Genomic DNA, 22,323 nt, shown 5'->3' on the forward strand with positions numbered 1-22,323 from the left:
GAATGTGGTTGCCATCATGTTTACCGGATGAGTTACTGATAAGCCGCATGATAAGGTTCGTGACCCTGTATGGGTGGACCGGGTTACATCAGCTATATCAAATCCTGGGTTCAGAAAAAAAAAGCATACACCCTACAATGACGTCGGGTCTGAGTTCCCTTGCTTTCTCACCCCATGACTCTGCTCAAAAGTTACTTTTCCAGCAAACCCTGGCACCTGTATATATGTATTTTCTTTCCGGTCACAACACTGTGATTCAGAAGGCAATGCTAAGTGGGAACAGTAGTGGTACACTTCGCGCCTGTCAGTTTCCAGTGTCGGGGAGTGGCAGTTCGATTGTGTTAAAATCCTGTCCGCTTTGTGCTGTACGTGATATCTGTCAGTATGGGGTGGCTTACTGGCACAGAATACATCAGATCCCTGGGGTATCTGTCTGTCCGGATCATGCAATAATACTGAACATTTTCCGATTTTCTGAACGGCAAAGACTTATTCCTGGATTTTTACCTGATATCAGAGTCCGGTATTCTGAAAGTAGTGGCATAGATTCTCAGTATGCGCAGTATTGCAGGGATGTACTTTATCTGGCCAGCGAAAGCAGACTATATATCGACCCGGTTACTTTGTATAAAAAAAGACTCCAGACCATCGGATATATGACAGAAGGGGGAAGAATAAGACATCGATATCTTATGCGTTCTTTTTATCATGATATGTTGTTCTCGAAATATTCTCTGGTGCATTTGCTTCCATCCAGTAGTGAGGACTACGGATATTTATATCATCTGCTGAACAATGATTTCCGTGTCCATCCGGTGAGGCATCTGTTATTTTCTTTCTGGCTTTTTAGAGAGGGTGATGCGATTTACCATACCCAGCTCAAAGAATCATTCCTATACAGAGATATAACTCCTGATTTTGATAAGGACGATCGTGATGATCGCTTAAATGATATTGTTACTTTACTTAAATCAGGTGTTTCTTTGAACAGGATAAACAATCTGACGGGGCGTAGTAGATGTTATATTAAGAACATAGCGGCCGCTATGAATATAGATATTGTATCCAGGCCGAGAAAAATCACGAATGAAATAAGAAAGAAAATCATCGCTCTGGCGGAGGCTGGGTTTCACAGGAAGGCTATAGCCAGACAATGCGGTGTGTGCTCGGGAAGTGTGGAGCAGATAATATCATCCTGTAGCGGACTAGTTCAGCGAAGAAAGTGTTACCATTATCAGTCTGCGTTTCGGCGTTGTAAATACTGTATATTGCGATACAGACAGAATCATCCCTGCTCTACCAGAAAAGAAATAAAAGCAGCCTGCAATGCGGAGTTTTTCTGGTTGTATAACCACAAAAGGGATGTTCTGGAAGATATCCTTCCTGCCGCAACTCGACCTGTCGGAAAACCAAGAATATAGGGTCTAAAGGAATTATTGATTTCTGATGTCAGTCCAGTAATGAATAGCAGAGGTGGTTGTAATGATAATTTTTCCACTGCCAGATGAACATGTTTATAGTTATTTATACCGGAGTTACCGGATTCATGGTGTAATTAATGCGATGCATACCATTATTAATGGGGACGGTTTTTTCAGACAGAGAATAGCGCTTATCCCATATGATTACATACAGGTATTGCTACCTGAATCACCTGACATGACATGTGAGGATAATGACAATGTTATGAATTTTGGCGCTATGCTGAAAAACTGTGAAAATCTCTGGTGGAACAGATTAATTGCACCTGTATTATACCGCTCTGGATTTATGTTAAGAGAGGTGTTATATCCCTCATCTGATGAGGTACTTCGTGGAAAAGGTAAACCAGGTTTAAGGGTAAGCGCTCGTGTTTCAGATAAAAGAATGCCAGAAAGAATAAAATACTGCCCTTTATGTGTTCATGTTGCTATCAGGACTTATGGAACGGCATATCTGTCGGCACTTTGGCTCGGAAACGCAACCCATTGTCCTAAATGTCTTTCAGAGCTAGTTGTTGCGGAAACGGGTAGTAGGAGGATCGCAATCAGGGTTCTGGAACAGATTTTCTCTGGAAAATGTTCCACGGGTTAATGTAATGCCTGTGATTGATAAGGTCGATTATTGTGTCAGGTGGACCGTATTTGGGAAAAACGGTGTTTTTGAATGCCGGAGAAGCACGGCTAACTCACCACCCCTGATGAATGACAAACCCATGCTTTCCAGCGTATATATTATACAGGACGATTGTGGCGAAAATAAGTAAAACAGGTTTCAGGTTTGAGTGTCACATACAGTCTGCATATCTAAATAGCTGCACTTAATACCTGTAAGCGTACAGCGAGAACCGTATTGACGGGGATGTGTTATTCAGTTGGCAGTGTGATTCGCCAGGGTAGCAGTTCGCTGACCCGGTTGACCGGCCAATCGGCAACAACGTCAAGCACATAGCGGAGGTAGCCTTCTGGATCCACGCTGTTCAGTTTGCATGTTCCTATGTCAACACCAAGATTTATGACCGTTTTGGGGGGGCGGATGTTTTCCTAGTCTGTTTTATTGTGCGATGCCGAGTTGCCGACGGTACATTTCCGGGCTGAGTGCTCCCAGCGACAACATGATACGATGTTCGTTATACCATCGTATATAGGCATCAACATGCTGCATAAAGTGCTCCGGTGTCACGCCCGACCACTCATGGCCATAGTACATTTCCGTTTTCAGGCGACCAAAGAACCCTTCACAGGCCGCATTATCCGGTGAATAACCTTTACGGGACATCGAACGAATAAGACTGGCAGCATTCACACGCTCAAGCCTGCCTGACCAGCGGTAATGCCCGTCTCGATCGCTATGAGTTATTGGTCGTTCAGCAAAAGTTCGATTTATTCAACAAAGCCTTCGGTACGCCATAGATAAATCAGCGAAGGGCCTGTCTGAAGATATACGTGACGCCCGTATCGGAATCTGTTCTGCGAAAATCCTCTTAAGCTTGAGCATCAGCAGCGAGTTCGTTCGTGAGGTTCGAGCTTCTTTCTCTGTACCACTGATAGAAATCAGCTGCAGGCATGGGCCGACCATAATAATACCCCTGCACGTACGGAACCTGATTTTTAATCAGCCAGTCGACCTGATGCGCTGCCGTCACGCCCTCGGCAATGGTGGTGATGCCCAGACGCCTGCTAAGGCCGACAATGGTGTCCAGTACCGGCGTATCTGCGCCGGCCGATGTCAGGCTGTCGATGAATATTTTGTCAATTTTCAGATAATCCACCGGCAGGCTCTGAAGCAGGCTTAGCGAGCAGTAGCCAGTACCAAAATCATCCACAGCCACCTGGCAGCCTTTCTGGCGAAGCTCATGAAGTTTCTCGGACGCCATCTCTGTGTCCTCAACCAGGCTGCGCTCGGTAATTTCCAGCACCAGGTAAATAGCGGCATCGAGGGATACCCACAGTCTCAGAACGTCAGCAATAAATGACTGGTCCGTCAGGTGAGGGGCCGCAATATTCACGCCCAGATGGAAAGGGGCAGAGATCTTCCAGGCCCTGACATCTTCTTCTATCAGGCTGAACAGATGCTGCGTCAGGCTGACAATCAGCCCTTCTTCTTCAGCAGCTGGGATAAACACCACCGGTGAAATGCTTCTCCCGTCAGGACGCTGCCAGCGCATCAGGGCTTCCGCGCCGGAGCAAGCACCTGTCGCGGTATCACAGGTCGGCTGGTAGTGCACCCAGAATTCACCGTCTTCCATCCCTTTCCTGATTTCATCAGCCAGAGACATCTTTCTGGATCCCCAGTGCCGCCACATGTACAGCATAGCCAGGGTCAGTAGCAAAGACAGGGGGCCGAGGAAAAGCAGATTACGCAGGATGTAATGGCGAAGCGACAACGCCGGCGTAAGAACCTGAAGTTGCGCCTGACTCACAGAAGAGCTGAACTCAGCTGTGAACATTTTCGCATGAGGGGAGATTTTCTCCTGGCCGGAAATGACTGGTCCGCCATTAAACCGGAGCTGCTGAACCGAATGATTCTCATTATTCAGGGAACCCATCAGGTCCGTGAAGTACTGTGCGTCCACCACGCTGAACGCCGTCGTCCGGTTGCCGGCTCCGTATGCGTAGATAACAGCCGCATGCCTTGGTACGCTGCTAGTCCCCTCTGTTGCGATGACATTCATCCGCCCTGGAGGGGATGAAACAACAACACCATAAACCGCAATCGCACTTTGCTGCCTGGCTCCGGTCACAGACGAACAAATTAATATACCATCCCGGATAAGCCCGGTGCTACGGATGTAGGGCGTCAGAGCCCCGTTCTCCGTCATCTGCTGCAGGGTGCTTTCACAGGGCAAGGAGGAAAGTCTGGCGGTAACCTGATTCGCCTGGCGGGCAATGGAAGTGATGTGGTCGACTTGGCTCATCAGAATGTTCGCCGTCACGGCTGTGTCTCTGTTCAGCTGGAGATAGGCCATGCCTGACGACAGCAATACAACTAGGATTGCGGGGGCGAGAATTCCGGCAGCCAGTACCCTTTTTCTTAATGTCATTATATGCCCTGCGAAGATTTTCCCTGAATACACTATCACCATTATCCGGGATGATATTCATTAACCACTTGTTTTTCATGGCTATTAAAAAGTACCGGAACCCGGAGGTAATCTTTAATGAATATAACATCAGAATTCAGGACGGGTAGTTTTTTTGAACAAGGTTGATATTGCACTTACAGTCTTGTGTTATTTATTATTGCCGCAGAAATCTGGTTGCTCTCGGGTAGCATGGTGTGGCGGGCGGGGATACTGATAAGTCGTTATCTACTGAAGTGAGAAATAGAATACCGGCCAGGACCACGAATCAAGCAGTCGAGCCCTTTACTGACTCCCTGGTTCAGTGAGTGACAGTGGTAACGGTGATATTCCCGATAGAAGAGCTTAATAACAGCGTTGTCCACGTGCAGGACGGTTGTACGTTCTGCATCATGGATGCATCCATGATGCTTCTATAAGGGAGTATGTGTTACGTGGGCCGCAATACGGATGTTCAGTTGCCCGGTGAGGAATTCACACACTGCAAGTGGGTAGTGACAAAAGTGAAGTGACCTGCTCTAAGACATTGGGGCTTAGCCGGAGTAACCTGTATTTATCCCAACTGCCGCGACAGCTTGTGTTATTTAGAATAATCAGCAGTAATATTTCTAAGCTTACCACTCTCCATCACAACATATCTTTCGTCACGTAATTGACTCAGTGCACGTAATATTTAAGAGCGCCCCAGGCCGGTACGCTCTTCAATATATTTCAATACAGATATTTGTTGCTGGAACCATTTCGGAGTATGACTTAACTGCTGCACGCTATTTTTTACGATGCGGATGACATTCCGGTCAGAGGTATCTGTCTGATTAGACATTAATTTATTGATCGAATAACTCATCAATTTAAACATATTGTGGCTTTGATTATTTTTTTCTATCAGGCGGTTCGCCTGCCACAAGGAGATGGCATGCAATACACTTATAGGGCCTTGTTCAAGGTAAAGACTTCCTTTCCCCTGGTCCGGCCAGCTCCAGCCCGCAATATAGGGGGCAAAAAGGGTGTTCACAACACGATTATCAGAATGACGGCGTAATAAGCAATGCCCTTCCGTCAGTAAATAGAGAACCGGTTCATGATGAACCGTGAAATAAAATAACCGTTTACCGTAGGTCACTTTTGACGGAACGGGGGTGTGTGCATCGGGCAACAAAAGCGCGAATAAGTCGTTAACTGCCGAAAGCGGAAAAGAGAGTTCAGCAGGGGGGTGATAGTCAACCATAGTGATCCTCAATTCAATAGAAGGGTGAGTGCCTGGCTGCTGTTGAAATCCTTGTCTGTTGACCAGAACGTAATGGTGTCCTGAATATCATTGGAACTCCTTGGTATACCAATGTGTGTGATAAGTCTATCACCAATTGAGACCCCCGCGGCAAGCGCAACGCTCACCGGAGAACGACCTGTTACAGTGGTACTGGTTGACAGCGTGTTGTCACGTAAACTTGACGATCTGGAACCCACTCTCACCCGGCATGGTTATCGCCTGAAGGATATGGTTGAACAGTTTGATGCCAAACCGGCAGAAATCAGGGCACTGTTCAATCACCAGCTGGACCCGACGCGCACCGCCGAACTGCGGGATCGTATTCTGGCAGCGGGTTTACCTATTTAATCCTTTATTTTCAATGTTATGAGACTCCTATTATGGAGGCTGTAGCTCCGTTTTTTCATTTTCAGCTAATGTAGGTCGGAGAAAAAGAAATGCAGATCGGGGCGATTTCAAATGCAGGTCACTACAACTATGAGATTCGCTGACCTGAGCCTTATTCTCCGAGCGGGCTTTATGACCATGAAAACATTCAGGTTTGTCAAACCTCGGTTTTACCATCTTTGACATCACTCTGGCCGCCATAGCAACCTTTCAGTATTCACCCTTTTTAAGAGTCAAGATTTATCGGTATCAGCGATTAATAGGGCCTGATACTGACATGATTTTTATCATACTTACGCTCATGAGCAGCCAACGCCCACACTGAACGCGCCATGCTTGTTTGCCATCGCCACGATAGCCACACTGGCCGGATGCCGTTTTTTCAGTTCCGTTATCCATGGGCCGGGCTCTTTCGCCACTAATGAAGCAGCCCTTGCTCCGTGAATAAACAGCGTTCGCAGATCAGTGTCACCGCGTTTGCTTATTCCCAGCAGGCGAACTTTCCCTCCTGAACCCGTTTGTTTTGGTACAAGGCCAACATAAGCGGCGAACTCTCGCCCTGATTTAAACGCGGATGCTTCTCCCATGGTGTTCCGTACCGCAATTTGCTACTGCCACATTAATGGCTGCCATTTTTTCTTGACGAATTTTAGAGTCGGTGGTTTCAGGCTCCCGCGAAAAAAACAGGTGAATTGGGCCCCATAAAATACGTTTTATTTTAACGCGGGACGCACATACCTCCCACTTTCCCACGGGTGAAGATCACCTGCCACAGTTGGATGTTTCTCACCCGAAATGTGCCAGCACAGGCGTTTAGATAATAGGTAAACATTTTCCTAAAACGCTCGGGATAACGCGCTTTAAGGATGGGCCAGGCGGCCTGGAACCGTGTGTTCCAGGCCATCAGTGTTTTGTCGTAATCGGGACCAAAATTATGCCAGTCCTCCATCACAAAATAGGGTTCACTGGCAGCGGCTATTTGTTCAACGGACGGTAAAAAACCATTAGGGAAGATATACTTATTGATCCACGGATCGACATTCATCTCCGTTTTATTCGAACCAATAGTGTGTAATAAAAATATACCATCCGGCTTTAGATTTTTATTCACCACATTAAAATAGGTGTCATAATTTTTCGGTCCAACGTGTTCAAACATCCCAACAGAAACAATACGGTCAAATTGCTGATGGAGATCCCGGTAATCCTGGAGCAATATCTCAACATCCAACCCCTCACAGCGCGCCTGAGCAAGCTTCTGTTGCTCTGCCGAAATGGTAACGCCTGTCACTTTCACACCATACTGTTTTGCGGCGTAGGAAGCCAGTCCACCCCAACCGCATCCAATATCCAGCAGCGTCATTCCTGCTTTCAGTTGCAGTTTTTCGCAGATAAGATGAAGCTTGTTTTGCTGTGCCATATTGAGATCGGTTGTGTCTTTCCAGTAGCCACATGAATATTGCATCCAGGGATCCAACATACTGGTAAACAGGTCGTTGCCAAGATCATAATGTTCTTTCCCGACAATCCAGGCTCGTTTTCTGGATTGGTAATTAATAAGACGAGCGCTGGCAACACGCAATAAGTCTTTCATATTGTGCTTTATACTGGATTCAAGATCGGCCGCAATGAGTTTCGCAATAAATTCATCCAACTGTTCACAACTCCACCAGCCATCCATATAGCTTTCCCCTAATCCCAGGGAACCTTGCTGCAGAACACGTTTATAAAAATTATTGTTATTAACATGAATATCAAAAGGCCGTTTTCCGTTAATTTCTATTCCCGCCTTCTGAAGTAATGAACGACAAATTCTGTACCAGTGATTATTCTCTGGTGGTGCTATTGATTTTAGCATTGTTACTACAGCCTGTATTAATGAAGGTTTAAAGATATTTTTTGCATTTATAAATAAAAGCACTTGAGCGCTGCGTCAGACTTTCAATCTGCCCTGCCGTATAGCCCTGTTTAAAGTAAGAAAGCACTCGTTGGCGATCGCTTTCAACATTTAATTTTCTGTTTGAAGATTGTTTTTTCTGAATGACACTCTCTTTCTTTTTTTGTGCGATCAATTCATTAAGCTTTGCCAGTTCATTTCTGGCGAGCTCCCGATCACAGAGTGACGTATCCGGATATGAAGATATCATTTGCCATACTGCCATTGCTCTTCGTAGCAGTCCTTTACTCTCCAGATAATAGGCATCTGAAATTGTTGAGCCGTTCTTTTTCATGTCATTAATTGACTCCCCTTTAATAAAAATAAATTACCCGTATGAGTTTTATTTTATCACTCATAAAGAATTCTAAAAATGAATTAAACCAATAGATATCATTCTAAAAAGGAATGATTTGAATCACGACAGCACACCTGATGAACACTGGTCATGTTCATTAGGTGTGGTATTAAGAGGTGTTATTTAACAGGAACGACAGGCTGTGCCTGTGTAAGCTTTGAATGCAGGAAAGAGAGGTGTTCACAGGCTAAATTTTGTGCTTCTTCGGCATCGCCATTAATAATTGCCTGTAATAATTCTTTATGATGTCGATCCGTTTCATCCCAGTTTTGTTTATCGCGACGAATGGTATCCGCCGCATCCAGAACAGAACCCTGTAATACGGTATAGAAACTTTGCATGACGCCCAGAATCGCCTGGTTATGTGCGGCTTCTGTAATTCCTAAGTGGAAACGGGCATCGGCTTTGGCTGCGTCCTGTAAAGTGCCTTCTGAATAAGCCCATTTAAGCTGCTGATAAAGCTCCTGCAAATGCTTATGCTCCTGCGGCGTGCTACGTTTAGCAGCGTAAAAAGCGGCCGCACCTTCCAGCAAACGACGAAACTCAAGAATATCGAAACGCACCTGCGGATTCGTTGCCGCAAGCTGGCTTAACGGGTCTGCAAACGCGTCGTTAAAAACATTGGCGACAATCACGCCTCCCCCGGAGCCGATCTCAAGCAGCCCTTCGGCCTGCAGTTTCGATATCGCATCTCTGATAGGGGAACGGGAAATCTGTAACTGCACTTCTAGATCGCGCTGCGCGGGAAGCCATTCTCCCGATTTTATTTTTCCGCTCACAATCGCGTCTTTAATAGCATCATACGCCAGCATAGCAAGCGTAGCGCCTCTTTGACGATCGTTACGTTGAACAGGGGAAAATACGCGTGCAGACATCGTGCGACTCCTGTGAGTAGTACCTTTTTAGAGTGTTTAGCAGTGTTAACGATACCACAAACAGGATGACGAGTATTGAGGGGTTCTCCCACACAGAGGTGAAGTGTGGGAGAAACGCCCTCCGGCGATTAGATTTTAGGTCCGTAGGTATGGATATCCATGGTACGGTTATAGTTGATCGCTTCAGATTTGGTTAATTCACCCGACAGTACGCGCATAAACACAGCCATGGTCTCTTCCGCCACCTGGTCAATCGACTTATTGCCAAGAATAATTTGACCGGCATCGATATCCATATCATGGGACAAATTCTGGTATGTACGCGGGTTACCACAGATCTTCAGTACCGGGACAATTGGAAAACCTTGCGGTGCGCCACGGCCCGTCGAGAAGACAATCCCCTGTGCGCCGCCGGCTGCGATGCCGGTCAGGATCTCCGGTTCAAACCCGGGTGAGTCTTTGATCCACAGCCCCTTACCCGGCACCTTGTCGGTGTAGTCCAGCACACCTTCAATGGTCCGCGAACCGGATTTATTGATTGCACCCAGCGATTTTTCTTCAATAGTGGAGAGTCCGCCTGCAATGTTGCCCGGTGTAGGCTGACCATTGCGCATATCCACCCCCACCGCCATCGCGCGTTTCTCCATGGCATCAACAATCTGGTAGATACGCTGCCCAACTTCCGGTGTGCGACCACGCCGCGCGAGGATATGTTCTGCGCCCATAAACTCGGTGGTTTCACCAAACAGCACGGTCCCGCAGGCATCAACAATCGCATCGGACATGTGTCCAATCACCATATTCGAGGAAAGCCCGGAGGTGGTATCTGATGAACCACATTTGATCCCCATCACCAGATCTTCCAGACCCGCTTCGCTACGCTGCTGCGCGGAAATGGCAATAGCCATTTTCTGCACCAGATCAATACCATGCTGGATGGCGCGGCTGGTGCCGCCGAGTTGCTGCATGACAATTTTTTCGACCGGGCGGCCGGTCGCGGCAATTTGCGCCACAATTTCATCGGCGTTAGAGCCTTCGCAGCCCAGGCTAATCACCAGTGCTGCGCCGACGTTAGGATGCGAACCCAGGCACCCCAGCGTGTTGGTGACCAGATCCAGATCGGGCATTAACTGACAGCAGCCACAATGGTGCAACAGGGCTTTCGACATCTGCGTGTTATACACTATCGCCTGGGCGATTTCCGTCACGCAGACCGTTGCCGGAATAACGGCGACAAAGTTACGGGAACCCACCTGACCATTTTCACGACGGTAGCCAAACCATTTAAAATTATTGTTCATTTTACTGTCTCCTCATAACGGGAAGTACGGGCGTGGGTAACCGCCTCATCATGTGTAAGATCGCCGCGACCATACTGACTGGCTAAATTGTGTGTGTGGACATAATCACCGACAACGATGGTCTGGGTTGCCACCCCGAGACTTTCACCGTACTTCAGCACTTCTTCTCCGATGTTTAACGCCGCTACGGCCACTTTATGACCGAAAGGGATAGTGGACAGCGCGACAATAGCCTGGGTATTACCCGCTTTATCCTTCACCGTGATGACATCGCCGCGCTGGACATCGCTCAGTACGGTGGCGACGCTATCACACGCCATGATCTTTAAGGCCAGTACTGTTGACTTTGACATGTTGAACCTCTTTTAACTCAATGAATTAGATTTAGCGGATGCGGTACGGACAGGGCGTTTCGCCAGTAAGGAAACCACTAAAGGGCATAAAATGGCAGTCACAATGACCGCAGAAGAAATCTGGGCGGCGGCAACAGCCGCCAGCGGCGTAAAGCCAGGGGCAATTTGAGCCACAATCGCGGGGAACGCGACCGATAGTCCGGCGGTAGTTCCGATCGCTGCACCCACGGCAGGCAGGGTGTCACGGAAGAAAAATCGATAGCCTGCATATCCCAACCCGCCGGTGACGATTAAGGTCACCAGTCCCAGTACAACGCCCTGAATACCTGCTGAAACCAGTTGATGGAAATTGAGATGCATGCCAAGAGACCAGGCGAAGAACGGGACGAGAAAGTTCTGGCTTTTGAGCAGCATCTCTTTCCAGTCATCATCCAGGTTGCCAAGAATAAAACCGACAATCATCGGGAAGATCACAGCGAAGAGTGCCATGTACGGAACGCTAATTAACCCGGAGGCACCCAGCGCAATCAGGGTAAAGAAAGGGCTGCAGCCGAGCAGCACCGGGGCCAGGGCGCCGACATCCGTATTGTCACCAAACTCCCCTGCCAGCCCACCAAACAGGCCGCCATTGATGGCGGTCATCCCCGGAATGATGGCCAGCGGTGAAATCCCGAGCACGCCCTTAATGCCAAAGAAATGGGCAACCAGTACCCCGATCACAATACCGGACACCACCTTCGCGACGAACAGCACCACTCCTTTCTCCAGTGGGCGCCCAACTTTACGCACGTTAATCCCGGCGGCCGCGCAGAGCAGATACAGCGCAATCAGCGGAGAGGAACCTGATACAAACAACTGTTCAGTGAACCCGCCGATCCGCAGGGCATGTGGGCAGAATGTGTTGAGCAGTGCCGCCAGTAACAGCGGGATCACCATCATCCCCCCTGGAAAACGCTGCATAGTCTTCATTATCTTCATACGCATCTCATTAATTCGATAACCCTTATCCTGGCGGTGAACGCCAGTGTATGGCGTTACATCTCCTCTCTGAACCAATGGTATACCTCGGGATACCATTAAAGTTGATCGACATCAAGAGAAAGGAACCTTGCGCTTGCCTAAGTGGTCTCAAATGGTGATAGACTCATTGCATACATTGGTATACCAAGGAGTACCAATAATGTTAAGGACTGTTACGCTCTGGTAGACAGATAAGGATTTCGACAACAGCCAGTCCCCCTTTCTCTTGTCGATGAGGCTCATGATGTTTGATTATCACTACGCTGCCGAACTCTCTTTTCCACTTTCAGCCGCTAGCGACTTATCCACGCTTTTGTTGCCCTATGCGCATACCCCCGTTCCGTCAAAAGTGACCCACGGTAAACGGTTATTTTATTTCACGGTTCACCATGAACCTGTCCTTTATTTACTGACGGAAGGCCATTGTTTATTACGTCGCCACAGTGATAACCGTGTCGTTGGTACATTCTTCGCCCCCTATATTGTGGGGTGGAGTTGGCCGGATCAGGGAAAAGGAAGTCTTTACCTTGAAAGAGGCTCTGCTGGTGTATTACATGCCATCCCCTTGTGGCAGGCGAACCGGCTGATAGAGAAAAATAATCAGAGCCACAATATGTTTAAATTGATGGGTTATTCGATTAATAAGCTCATGTTGAATCAGAGGGATGCTTCCGATAGAAACGTGAGCTGTACCGTAAAAAATCTCCTGCAGCAATTGAGTCATACTCCGAAATGGTTCCAGCAACAAATATCTGTGTTAAAATATATTGAAGCGCGTACCGGACTGGGTCGTTCTTCAATATTACGTGCGCTGAGTCAATTACGTAACGAAGGATATGTCCTGATGGATGGCGGGAGGTTGGAAAGTATTACCGCTGATAATGTAAAATAGAGCAAGCCATTGCGACTGCGGGGGCAAAACCATACGAAAATAGGTAATGATCTGCATTTACCCCTTGTTTTCAGGCCATATTACTTTCAATCAGAAACCCACAGCATCTGAAAATGAAAGCAATATCCATTCTCTGCGGTATAAATTAATCATGGAAGACTGATCTGGGAAGATATAACAACATGAATACGGGAATGATATTATGGTAATATACATGAGATTGTTTCATGGTCAATCCCATTCAGTACCTTGATGATCACACTACCATCTTGTTCTATTGCCGTTGCCCGCAAGTCTGTATAATCAATACTGTATGTGTACACAACCTTTCCGGACACCATGTCGGTCGAGGATAACAGGCTCATGCTGACTCCCTCGATACAAAGCTCTTCCGGATAACCACTGATAACCACTGATAACCACTGATAGCCACGTCTTTGATTGCTTCGTCCTGTGTATGGCAAAATAGACGTTGCGCATGGGATGATAGATCTGCGAAAGAAAAATGGCTGCAGATAAGCAGTAATATCATGACAAAAAATCCACGCATATTCAAATCAGCATTATCCCTGTCTGGAAAAAATTTACGATAACAAAAGGCCATATTGCTATGGCCTTTTCTGATACAGTCAGAATAACATCAGAAGCTGATCCTGAATCCGGCATTAGCCATTATCGGCGTTTCCACATGGTTACCGTTCTGGTAGTTAGCCTCGGCATAGACCGATGTGGTTTTCGATATCTGCATATCAAGCCCCGCGCCATAACGTCCTGTGTTACCGGAGAAATCGTTATTAAAGTCATAACTGTCATTTACATTGACGTTATTATGCTTAATAAACTCCCTTGCAATCGCCAGTTTCAGATAAGGTTTCAGCGTCATGTTTCTGACGGCAAAAGTTTTCCCCGTATTAATACCCAGTTCACCCTGGAAGGATTTGTCAGCATCCAGCGATGCCGTCATGCCGTTATCCAGTGAAACATTCCTGGACTGCGCCCGGAACCAGGTAACACGGCTGTATGGTTCGGCCCAGTAGTTATCTGCCAGCGACAGTGTCCATCCTGCTTCAAGAGAACCGCCGAACCCTGTCTGGTCATAATTACCGGACGTGCCGGTGCCATCGCTCATCTGTGCCTGTAGTTTGTTTTTAAAGCGGTTTGCTTTAACAACACCGTCCACATACAAGCCCCCCGGAGCAAACCAGGTGGCATAGAGCCCACCACTGGTACTGGCGATGCTGCTGTTTCCGCCCCGGTCATATTTCATGTTGTTGTCGGTATAGCTAACAAACGCGCCCAGCAGCCATTTTCCGTTGGAGGTTTCGATAACCTTATCGCTGCCGAACTCCATACCGTTCTGCTCCATCCGGTAAGCTGAACCAGCTGCACCACTGATGTGGGTATCGTTGGTCAGATAACGTCCCCACACCCCACCTTCTGATGCCGGGCCATCACGCAGCTCTCCTTTCCGCTGGCGAAGGTTTTCCAGCTCGCCATTGAAAATAAACTGTGGTGCGGAGGCCATGCTGAGAATGGCATTGGTGGACGGTGTAACGTCGCCGCTGGCTGCCTGCTCCAGATACCAGTCATTGCCTCTCTGCGCCAAGTCGTACTCCCAGACACCGGCATCAACCACGCCGCCAGCCAGAGCAAATTGCGCATCCCCACTTCCGGTATGAACGACCTGGAGTGCAGGACCATTTTTTTCAGGCTCCGCGCCAGTATTCTTGATGGCCAGAGTGTATGAGCCTGTGGCATTGCCGTTGACATTCAGCAGGTCGCCGGTATTTGCGGCCAAATCGGTAGCCATGTTGAAAGTACCGTTCCCGGAGAGGGAATCTACGGTCAGCGTCCGGAATGCAGAGGTGGTAAGGCTACGGTTAACTGCAATGTCATGACCGAAGTCCACGGTACCGTTATTCATCGCCAGGTTACCGATGTCGTCACTGTCTGCCATTTTCCACAGAGAGTTGCTGTTAATGGCCATACTGCTGATGGTTCCGGCCTGGCCGTTAAATACTGAACCATTGTTCAGGGTCAGACTGTCGGCACTGAGGGAGGCTCCGTTTTGTGTGTTCACTTCACTGCCGTCCACCGTCATCGTGCCGGCGGCAGAATCGCCAGTGACATTCCATACCGAACCACCGGACATATCCATACTGGCTGAACTGACGAGTTTCCCGGTCAGACCAGAACTGTTCTTCAGCCCCAGACGGTTAGTGGTGAGGGTCGCATTGTTCTGAGAGAGTATTTCGCTGCCATCAAGTGTCAGGGCTCCGGCCTTTGAATCACCGGTGACATTCCACACCGATCCGCCGGACATCTCCATTGTGGTTGCACCGGTGAGTATCCCGGTCAGGCTGGAACGATTCTTCATACTCAGGCTGTTAGTCGTGAGAGTGGCGTTGTTTTGTGACAGTACCTTACTGCCATCCAGCGTCAGCGCTCCGGCCTTTGAATCCCCGGTGACATTCCATACAGATTCACCTGTCATAGCTGTCGTCGTGTTGCCGGTCAAAATACCGGTAAACACAGAACCGTTTCGGAGGGTGAGATTATTCGCAGTCAGTGTGGCACCATTCTGCGAGGTCATCTGGCTGTGGTCCACGACCAGGTGTTCACATCAGAGTTACCGGTGATATTCCAGACAGCCGGAGTAGAAGATGTATCAAAGCCCAGGTTCATGGTATCCACGCCGGTAACCTTTCCATTCAGCGTTCCGCTACCAGCGACATCAATCTCTTTTGCAGTGAGCGCAGCATCCCCTTGCGTATTGACAGTTGCATCGTAAATTGCCAGACCTGTCAGGGTGGAGTCAGCCGTCACATTCCAGACTGAACCTTCATGAAGCTGAACAAAACTTGTCACATTGTCATACTTAGGTATGAGGGCTCCGTCCCATTGTGAACCGCCATTCAGGCTCATATCAAACTCAACTCCTCCTGGACCAGAGTTAATAATATCTCCTTTGATAATTGAATTTTGATCGAAATCCACATTGAATCGCCCAGCATTGCCAACACCGGGTGCTGAGGTGTGAAAACTCAGAGCAACGTTGTTATCCCCGGCAGTAATTTTACTGTTATTGATTACCAATGCCATGGAGGAATTAGGGTCATTAGAGGTATAGTTAGTCCTGATAACATCAGTATTACTGGTAAGCGTGGAGTCTGTTATGAAGACGGTATTGTGGGCGTTGGTATTGGTGTAGAAATCAGTCACCAGGGCTGAGCCTGCATCTGCGGTCACTGTGGTGTTTAAAATATCTAGCGTGGAAACACCATTGCTTTCTGTTTCCGGGCCAAACTCAATACCTGTACCAGCAGAATTAATTTCTGAATTCCAGACAGAAACATTGTTAGAGCCTGGACTCATGATGTTAAGTCCCGTGCTGTCAGTCCCTGCAGTAGTTATATTTACCTTATCAATAGCTACGTTTACTGTATTAAAGTCAGATGGTGCCGCAGAATCAATATCAATCCCATCACCATCAATACCACTGGTCAGGCTGTTATTAATAGTGGTATTTTTTATGCTAACCGCGGTACCACCTCCAGCCAGAGCACTATCAATGATGTTAATGTTCTCATCAGTGAATGTCTGACCATCTATGGTGGTGGGCGTGTTGATATCAATGGCATATGCTGAATGAGAACCCATACTGCCAAGGAATGCCATTGCCACATAAAGGTTTTTTCGTCTGAGATTTTTCATCATATTATCCCGTAATAGCTACCGGATTAAGAGTAGCTACTGTTAGAAAATTAGCACAACAATAAACATGACACAGATTGCGTTCATTGAGTATTAAAGAGATTAAAGAAAGAATTCAGAGGTATTGCCAGACAGAAAAGTAATTAAGATCGGAATATAATAAAAACTGTAACAACAATACAGATACGATATTTTTAGGATTAATACGCTGATAGCGAAAAAATCCCGTATCCCATAGTTGTTTCCATACACCGGGAACGTTACCTGAAAGGTATGGTAGCAAGCGAATGAATTCATCATACAAAAACCCCTTATTTTTATGTGACACACATCACAAAATAATCCATAACATGGTCTATTTATGGACTTATCATCGCGATCGGATGCACTGTCCTGCGACCCGCAGCGCTGGATAACACTTTCTCATGCTGTTATTCACTTTCCATCTATAACTCATATCTAGTGAGTTACTGTAATGCATAGCATGATAAAACCCCGATCGGTTCACTGGCAGGACCACGGACAGCCGAGGATACTGCCTCAGAGATATGGTGCGTTACTGTGAACTGGTCGCTGCACTTAAGTTTCTCACCACCTACAAGAAGAGCGGCCATCTTTACACCGCCGGGCGATTGAATTGTTGGAAGATTATGGCATTGATAAGGAACAGGAACATTTTCCTGGGCAACAGCCCGTGGCCAGAAGCCAGAAAGAAATCGGATATCGTACTGAGATTTTCACCACTGAATGTATTGTCGGCAGTCAGCGGCAATACATTCAGTGGTTGCTGGCGGTGTGTTTAACGCTGCACCCATATTCCCTGTAACGGGCGTGAGAACATTGCCAGCACCGCAATTAAACTCACCTCAATGGAAACCGACCAGCAAATATGGCCAAGCAGTTCACTCCAGAATTCATAGCCATTAAGATTCCACAGCCAGCCGGTTTGTCCGGAAAGATAGGCCGGATGCCGGAATCCAAGAACCGGGATCAACAAGCCATGCATAACCAACGTGATCACAATCCCGTAAGCCGCGCCATACCAAAGTCTGATTTTGGGGGCAAAAGCGGAAATAAGAATATACAAACCAGCGAAGATAAAACTGAATAGCCAGTGATAGAGCATTACCGCGCCAGGTATTGTTATCCCCTGATACACATAATCCAGTGAGTGAGAGTTGATACCGAGCCCCCCTAACCAGGCATCGATATTGAGCGCAGGTGGTGATGCCTCGCCCGCAATACGAGGAGGCATATTGGCCTCGGTACCTGACTTAACCAACGAACTGATCGCGCCGCCAATAAACGTTGACCACAAAAAAATACGCAGGTTTATCTTATTAAAAATATTCATAATATTTTGACCGTTGTGTAGAAAAGTAATTTCACATGCGCTGCCCATAAAATCGATTATGGGTGTATTCCTCAGTGTTTATAGCATTCCCGCTTATTATTATCCATCGCAATTAACATTCATCAAACAATTTATTAGCAGTCGTGACATCAGGCATAAGACAAATCCTATGTCTGTTATAAGAAAGCAGTAGATATCTTATACAGGGTAAAAAAACATATCATTTATTTAGCAACAGGAAATTGCTCACCGGGTAAAACCTTATCCAGTGCAATAACAATCCGTCTTAACCAAAAGGAAATATCATGAAAAAATTTTTATTCGCATTATCCGTTCTGGCTGTCTCTGCAAATGCGGCTTATGCGGCAGATGGCACCATTAATTTCACCGGCAGCGTCATCGATCCGGCCTGTACTGCTACAGCCTCTAACGCAAATATCGCGATGGGCTCTATCAGTAAATCGGCGTTAAGCAGCGTCGGCGCAACCAGCCAGGGGAAACCGGTAGCCATTACTCTCTCTTCCTGCCCGGCAGCGGCGAAAACGGCATCCATTACGTTCAGCGGTACGCCTGATACGGCAAACAGCCAACTGCTGAAAGTGGTTGCCGCAGATAGCAATACCGCAGCAACCGGTATTGGTATTGCAATGTATGAATCTAACGGTTCAACGCTGATCCCGTTGAACACTGCGTCATCCTCTCAGACGCTGAGTACAAAAACTGATACCATTTATAACTTCATTGCAAAATATATGGCCACAAGTGCAGATGTGACTGGTGGTGATGCAAATTCAAGCCTTAGCTATACCATTAACTACAACTAACAGCCTGTTGGCCCGGTGGCTTTAATTATTAATTACCGCCACCGTTTTAACTGCTGTTTGATTCGAGGAAAACCTGTATGAAATTCACCTCAACATTATTATTAGCAGGGAGTCTGCTGGCAACCGCGACCGCAGCTAACGCTGGCGTTATTGTCGGTGCGACACGTGTTATTTATCACGGTGAAAACAGAGAGGAAACGTTATCCGTTAAAAATCCGGAGAAACAAACCGTTTATATGATTCAGTCCTGGGTGGAAAAAACAGTTGCGCAAGACAATGCGCCGTTTATCATTACCCCGCAACTGTTTCCTCTCGTAGCGGGAAAAGAGACCAATTTGCGTATCACTAAAGTCAGTAACACCATGCCAAAAGATCGGGAATCTGTTTACTGGCTGGACGTGAAATCCACTCCGGGTTCCGTTAAGCCTGAAGAAAATGAATTACAGATTTCTATTAAATCCCGTCTGAAATTGATTTATCGCCCGACAGGTTTACAAGGTAACCCGGCCGATGCGTATAAACAGCTGACCTTTAGCCGTCAGGGAAATCAGCTGCAGGTGACAAACCCGACGCCCTATTTCGTATCCTTCTATAGCGTGAAGGTCGGGGCCCAGGAAATTAACAACGCGGGTATGGTGGCACCGAAATCGACATTAAACTTGCCGTTACCAACAAGCGCGGCCAATACGGTCACGTGGCAAAGCATTACTGATTTTGGCGATATCTCCAAACCTGCTGAAAGTCATATCTGAATCTGTTCTTTTTCATACTGAACATGGAAGCCCAGAGTCAGAATACTTTTTTATAAAAACAAAAAGGAAACATTTTTCATTGTCCTGAGACATGAAAGGGTGCCAGTATGAAAATATCTTCACTTCACCTGCGCAGTATTACCCTGACAGGGTTAGGGTTAATTGTATTTCCGGTTGCCGCTCAGGAGTATTATTTCAACCCTGCGGCACTGGAAATGCAGGACCCTGGCCAGCAAACCGCCGACCTCGAACGTTTATTCCGTACGGGTGAACAAATGCCGGGTAACTATCGTGTTGATATTTATATGAACGGCAGTTTTGTTGAAACCCGCTCAATAAATTTCGTCATGGCTGACAATAAATTAGCCCCCGAATTAACCGTAAAACAGCTGGCTGAGATGGGCGTAAAAACCCAGGCGCTGCCTGCATTAACAAAATTATCGGACAGTCAGGCAATCACCCCTATTGGCAACTATATTCCGGACGCCAGCACTGACTTCAGTTTAGAAGAGCAGCGCCTTGATATTAGTATCCCGCAGACCGCGCTTGACACAAAAGCGAGGGGCTTTATCGATCCGTCTCAATGGGATCAGGGCATCCCGGCGCTATTACTGAACTATACCGCCAGCGGCGCGAACACCCGAAGGGCACATCAAGGTGAAAACAGTCAGAGTAATTATGTGAACCTGCAATCCGGTATCAATATGGGGCCGTGGCGGTTACGTAACTACTCGACGTATTCCCGGAGCAGCGATGGCCAGAACAGCTGGGATTCCGCCTACACCAACCTTCAGCGTGATATCCATGCATTGAAAAGCCAGCTGATCCTCGGTGAAAGCAGTACGCCAGGCATGGTGTTTGACAGCAACGCGTTTACTGGCGTGCAGCTGACGTCTGACGACAACATGCTGCCTGACAGTATGAAAGGGTTTGCCCCCGTGGTGCGCGGGATCGCGAAATCCAACGCGCAGGTTACGGTTAAGCAAAATGGTTACACCATCTATCAGACCTATGTCGCGCCGGGTCAGTTTGAAATTACCGATCTCTACCCGACCTCCGCGAGTGGCGATCTGTATGTCACGGTTACGGAAGCTGACGGTAGTACGTTCTCGTTCGTACAACCCTTCTCCGCCGTACCGTTAATGCTGCGCCAGGGGCAGACTAAGTTCTCGGTCGTTGCCGGGCGTTATCGCTCAGCCAGTGGTCACGGTAGACAGCCTCAATTCGGGCAAACCTCGCTGATTTACGGCCTGTATGGGGCTACCACCGTCTATGGCGGACTGTTAGCGGCAGATAATTATCTGGCGGCAAGTCTCGGCGTGGGGCATGGATTCGGCACGCTGGGTTCTGTTTCGTTCGATGCGACCCAGGCGAAAAGCGAGCTGCGCGATGAAAGCACCCATTCCGGGCAGTCATACCGTATTCAGTACGCGAAAGATTTTGCCGAAACCGGCACGACATTCACGTTAGCCAGCTACCGCTACTCAACCCAGGGGTTCTATACCTTCCAGGAAGCGAACGAAATGGGGTACGTGAACGATCCCGATTCGACCCTGGGTTTTGTGGGCTACAACAACAAACGCAGCAAGTTTCAGCTCAACCTGAACCAGTCATTTAAAGCCTACGGCAGCGTGTATATCTCCGCTTTTCAGCAGAATTACTGGCGGATGAGCGGCTATCAGCGCACGGTGAATCTGGGTTACAGCCAGAACATAGCCGGGATCGGCTATAACCTCGGCTATAGCTACAGCCAAATGCCTGATGGCCAAAATAGCGACCGGCAGGTGTCGTTCAGCGTTCAGGTTCCACTGAGCCGCTTCCTGCCGAACAGTTGGGCCACGTATAGCGTGAACACCGCCAGCCACGGCAGCGTGAACCAGCAGGCGGGGATCAGCGGTACCGCACTGGAAGACAACAACCTTGACTACAGCGTGCAGCAAAGCCTCAGCAATCAGGGTCAGGGATACAGTGGCAACGCCAGCGTGCGTTATAAAGGCAGCAAGGGCGAAGTGAACGCAGGTTATAACTATACCAAATATTATCAACAGGTTAACTACGGTGCGCAGGGCGGCATTGTGGTTCACCCTTATGGCGTGACGCTATCGCAATCCCTCAGCGACACCATTGCGCTGGTCCGCGCCCCCGGGGCTGCCGGACTTAAGCTTGAGAATAACACCGGGGTCTATACCGACTCACGCGGTTATGCGGTCGTGCCGTATGTCAGCACCTATCGCCATAACCGGGTAGCGCTGGATACCCGCTCAATGGGCGGCAATGTCGATATCGACACCACCGTTCAAACTGTCACCCCAACCCACGGCGCGGTAGTGGTGGCGAACTTTACCCCGCGTATTGGTAAGCGGGCGGTGATCACTCTGCGCTATCAGGGCAAACCCGTGCCGTTCGGCGCCACCGCGACGCTTTTACAAGAAGAGAGTGATGTGGAAAACAGCGCGCTGGTCGGCGATGGCGGCCAGGTCTACCTCAGCGGCGTGCCCGAAAAAGGGACACTGACCGTTCAGTGGGGGAAAACCGCAGATAAACAATGTAAAGCGCCATTTACCCTGCCGTCTGCTAACAATCATGATGCCGATGTGCTGCAGATTTTTGCAGCAATCTGCCAGTAATGGATGAGAAATATGATAATTCTACGCAATACGTTTATTTTGGCTTTACTCTTATCCGGAGCGGTATTCACATTTGCCCCCACTGCTCACGCCGACTGT

The 22,323-nt window shown here is 48.0% G+C and carries 17 protein-coding genes and 5 pseudogenes; 8 read left to right on the forward strand and 14 right to left on the reverse strand.

What is annotated here, in order from left to right; genetic code table 11:
- Positions 1-2: 2 nt before the first annotated feature.
- Both WB237_RS23070 and WB237_RS19125 read left to right on the forward strand, forming a co-directional pair.
- Positions 3-1,421: a TnsD family Tn7-like transposition protein gene (locus tag WB237_RS23070; RefSeq protein ID WP_442892519.1), complete on the forward strand. Its 1,419-nt coding sequence runs from the start codon at positions 3-5 to the stop codon at positions 1,419-1,421.
- Between the two features lie 142 nt (positions 1,422-1,563).
- A complete protein-coding gene (locus tag WB237_RS19125; protein ID WP_442892520.1) occupies positions 1,564-2,073 on the forward strand; it encodes a hypothetical protein in 510 nt (169 codons plus the stop codon).
- Between the two features lie 272 nt (positions 2,074-2,345).
- On the opposite strand, the pseudogene WB237_RS19130 reads toward WB237_RS19125, so the two are convergent.
- The 4 genes and pseudogenes from WB237_RS19130 to WB237_RS19145 form a co-directional block, all read right to left on the reverse strand.
- Positions 2,346-2,477 (reverse strand): annotated as a pseudogene (locus WB237_RS19130) (transposase domain-containing protein); the annotation flags it as partial.
- A gap of 55 nt (positions 2,478-2,532) precedes the next feature.
- Positions 2,533-2,847, reverse strand: a pseudogene (locus WB237_RS19135) (IS3 family transposase); the annotation flags it as partial.
- Between the two features lie 115 nt (positions 2,848-2,962).
- Entirely contained in the window at positions 2,963-4,522 is a 1,560-nt protein-coding gene (locus WB237_RS19140; protein ID WP_336215465.1) for a cyclic diguanylate phosphodiesterase, read from the reverse strand.
- 712 nt (positions 4,523-5,234) lie between these two features.
- On the reverse strand, positions 5,235-5,789 hold the full coding sequence (locus WB237_RS19145; RefSeq protein WP_312742055.1) for a helix-turn-helix domain-containing protein: 555 nt from the start codon (positions 5,787-5,789) through the stop codon (positions 5,235-5,237).
- A 165-nt stretch (positions 5,790-5,954) separates the two neighbouring features.
- On the opposite strand from WB237_RS19145, the pseudogene WB237_RS19150 reads away from it, so the two are divergent.
- Positions 5,955-6,179 (forward strand): annotated as a pseudogene (locus tag WB237_RS19150) (ExeA family protein); the annotation flags it as partial.
- A gap of 295 nt (positions 6,180-6,474) precedes the next feature.
- Here the strand turns inward: WB237_RS19150 and WB237_RS19155 are convergent.
- From WB237_RS19155 to WB237_RS19185, 7 genes and pseudogenes are all read right to left on the reverse strand, one after another.
- A pseudogene (locus WB237_RS19155) lies at positions 6,475-6,808 on the reverse strand (transposase); the annotation flags it as partial.
- 128 nt (positions 6,809-6,936) lie between these two features.
- Positions 6,937-8,076, reverse strand: a complete 1,140-nt coding sequence (gene cfa, locus WB237_RS19160; protein ID WP_219279662.1) for a cyclopropane fatty acyl phospholipid synthase — start codon at positions 8,074-8,076, stop codon at positions 6,937-6,939.
- 28 nt (positions 8,077-8,104) lie between these two features.
- Positions 8,105-8,449: a hypothetical protein gene (locus tag WB237_RS19165; protein ID WP_312742061.1), complete on the reverse strand. Its 345-nt coding sequence runs from the start codon at positions 8,447-8,449 to the stop codon at positions 8,105-8,107.
- A 182-nt stretch (positions 8,450-8,631) separates the two neighbouring features.
- A complete protein-coding gene (locus WB237_RS19170; RefSeq protein WP_312742063.1) occupies positions 8,632-9,387 on the reverse strand; it encodes a FadR/GntR family transcriptional regulator in 756 nt (251 codons plus the stop codon).
- Positions 9,388-9,515: 128 nt separating this feature from the next.
- Complete coding sequence (locus tag WB237_RS19175; RefSeq protein WP_312742065.1) at positions 9,516-10,688, reverse strand: UxaA family hydrolase; 1,173 nt, start codon at positions 10,686-10,688, stop codon at positions 9,516-9,518.
- On the reverse strand, positions 10,685-11,041 hold the full coding sequence (locus WB237_RS19180; protein ID WP_312742067.1) for a UxaA family hydrolase: 357 nt from the start codon (positions 11,039-11,041) through the stop codon (positions 10,685-10,687). The genes WB237_RS19175 and WB237_RS19180 overlap by 4 nt, the downstream gene beginning before the upstream one ends.
- A 12-nt stretch (positions 11,042-11,053) precedes the next feature.
- A complete protein-coding gene (locus WB237_RS19185; protein ID WP_312742069.1) occupies positions 11,054-12,019 on the reverse strand; it encodes a 2-keto-3-deoxygluconate permease in 966 nt (321 codons plus the stop codon).
- Positions 12,020-12,302: 283 nt separating this feature from the next.
- On the opposite strand from WB237_RS19185, the gene WB237_RS19190 reads away from it, so the two are divergent.
- Positions 12,303-12,953, forward strand: a complete 651-nt coding sequence (locus WB237_RS19190) for a helix-turn-helix domain-containing protein (RefSeq protein WP_312742071.1) — start codon at positions 12,303-12,305, stop codon at positions 12,951-12,953.
- Positions 12,954-13,593: 640 nt separating this feature from the next.
- Here the strand turns inward: WB237_RS19190 and WB237_RS19195 are convergent.
- Together WB237_RS19195 and WB237_RS19200 are read right to left on the reverse strand one after the other, a co-directional pair.
- Entirely contained in the window at positions 13,594-15,546 is a 1,953-nt protein-coding gene (locus WB237_RS19195) for an autotransporter outer membrane beta-barrel domain-containing protein (RefSeq protein WP_336215475.1), read from the reverse strand.
- Entirely contained in the window at positions 15,543-16,670 is a 1,128-nt protein-coding gene (locus WB237_RS19200) for a hypothetical protein (RefSeq protein ID WP_312742076.1), read from the reverse strand. Before WB237_RS19200 ends, WB237_RS19195 begins: the two co-directional genes overlap by 4 nt.
- Positions 16,671-17,370: 700 nt before the next feature.
- Between WB237_RS19200 and WB237_RS19205 the strand changes: the two are divergent.
- Positions 17,371-17,457: pseudogene (locus WB237_RS19205) on the forward strand (hypothetical protein); the annotation flags it as partial.
- Positions 17,458-17,466: 9 nt separating this feature from the next.
- On the opposite strand, the gene WB237_RS19210 reads toward WB237_RS19205, so the two are convergent.
- A complete protein-coding gene (locus tag WB237_RS19210; RefSeq protein WP_312742079.1) occupies positions 17,467-18,021 on the reverse strand; it encodes a YagU family protein in 555 nt (184 codons plus the stop codon).
- A gap of 305 nt (positions 18,022-18,326) precedes the next feature.
- Here WB237_RS19210 and WB237_RS19215 point away from each other — a divergent pair, with 305 nt between their 5' ends.
- The 3 genes from WB237_RS19215 to WB237_RS19225 all read left to right on the forward strand — a co-directional run bounded on the left by WB237_RS19215 (position 18,327) and on the right by WB237_RS19225 (position 22,224).
- A complete protein-coding gene (locus tag WB237_RS19215) occupies positions 18,327-18,845 on the forward strand; it encodes a fimbrial protein (RefSeq protein WP_312742081.1) in 519 nt (172 codons plus the stop codon).
- A 77-nt stretch (positions 18,846-18,922) separates the two neighbouring features.
- A complete protein-coding gene (locus WB237_RS19220) occupies positions 18,923-19,597 on the forward strand; it encodes a fimbrial biogenesis chaperone (RefSeq protein WP_336215478.1) in 675 nt (224 codons plus the stop codon).
- Positions 19,598-19,704: 107 nt separating this feature from the next.
- Positions 19,705-22,224: a fimbria/pilus outer membrane usher protein gene (locus WB237_RS19225; protein WP_336215480.1), complete on the forward strand. Its 2,520-nt coding sequence runs from the start codon at positions 19,705-19,707 to the stop codon at positions 22,222-22,224.
- The last annotated feature ends 99 nt before the right edge of the window (positions 22,225-22,323 follow it).

The organism is Enterobacter sp. P82 (assembly GCF_037053385.1).
Lineage (GTDB): Bacteria > Pseudomonadota > Gammaproteobacteria > Enterobacterales > Enterobacteriaceae > Enterobacter.

Excerpts from the sequence above, each read along its gene's own strand:
- WB237_RS23070 (WP_442892519.1), top strand. The coding sequence starts at position 3 with ATGTGGTTGCCATCATGTTTACCGGATGAGTTACTGATAAGCCGCATG.
- WB237_RS19125 (WP_442892520.1), top strand. The coding sequence starts at position 1,564 with ATGCATACCATTATTAATGGGGACGGTTTTTTCAGACAGAGAATAGCG.
- WB237_RS19140 (WP_336215465.1), bottom strand. The coding sequence starts at position 4,522 with ATGACATTAAGAAAAAGGGTACTGGCTGCCGGAATTCTCGCCCCCGCA.
- WB237_RS19145 (WP_312742055.1), bottom strand. The coding sequence starts at position 5,789 with ATGGTTGACTATCACCCCCCTGCTGAACTCTCTTTTCCGCTTTCGGCA.
- cfa (WP_219279662.1), bottom strand. The coding sequence starts at position 8,076 with ATGCTAAAATCAATAGCACCACCAGAGAATAATCACTGGTACAGAATT.
- WB237_RS19165 (WP_312742061.1), bottom strand. The coding sequence starts at position 8,449 with ATGAAAAAGAACGGCTCAACAATTTCAGATGCCTATTATCTGGAGAGT.
- WB237_RS19170 (WP_312742063.1), bottom strand. The coding sequence starts at position 9,387 with ATGTCTGCACGCGTATTTTCCCCTGTTCAACGTAACGATCGTCAAAGA.
- WB237_RS19175 (WP_312742065.1), bottom strand. The coding sequence starts at position 10,688 with ATGAACAATAATTTTAAATGGTTTGGCTACCGTCGTGAAAATGGTCAG.
- WB237_RS19180 (WP_312742067.1), bottom strand. The coding sequence starts at position 11,041 with ATGTCAAAGTCAACAGTACTGGCCTTAAAGATCATGGCGTGTGATAGC.
- WB237_RS19185 (WP_312742069.1), bottom strand. The coding sequence starts at position 12,019 with ATGAAGATAATGAAGACTATGCAGCGTTTTCCAGGGGGGATGATGGTG.
- WB237_RS19190 (WP_312742071.1), top strand. The coding sequence starts at position 12,303 with ATGATGTTTGATTATCACTACGCTGCCGAACTCTCTTTTCCACTTTCA.
- WB237_RS19195 (WP_336215475.1), bottom strand. The coding sequence starts at position 15,546 with ATGACCTCGCAGAATGGTGCCACACTGACTGCGAATAATCTCACCCTC.
- WB237_RS19200 (WP_312742076.1), bottom strand. The coding sequence starts at position 16,670 with ATGATGAAAAATCTCAGACGAAAAAACCTTTATGTGGCAATGGCATTC.
- WB237_RS19210 (WP_312742079.1), bottom strand. The coding sequence starts at position 18,021 with ATGAATATTTTTAATAAGATAAACCTGCGTATTTTTTTGTGGTCAACG.
- WB237_RS19215 (WP_312742081.1), top strand. The coding sequence starts at position 18,327 with ATGAAAAAATTTTTATTCGCATTATCCGTTCTGGCTGTCTCTGCAAAT.
- WB237_RS19220 (WP_336215478.1), top strand. The coding sequence starts at position 18,923 with ATGAAATTCACCTCAACATTATTATTAGCAGGGAGTCTGCTGGCAACC.
- WB237_RS19225 (WP_336215480.1), top strand. The coding sequence starts at position 19,705 with ATGAAAATATCTTCACTTCACCTGCGCAGTATTACCCTGACAGGGTTA.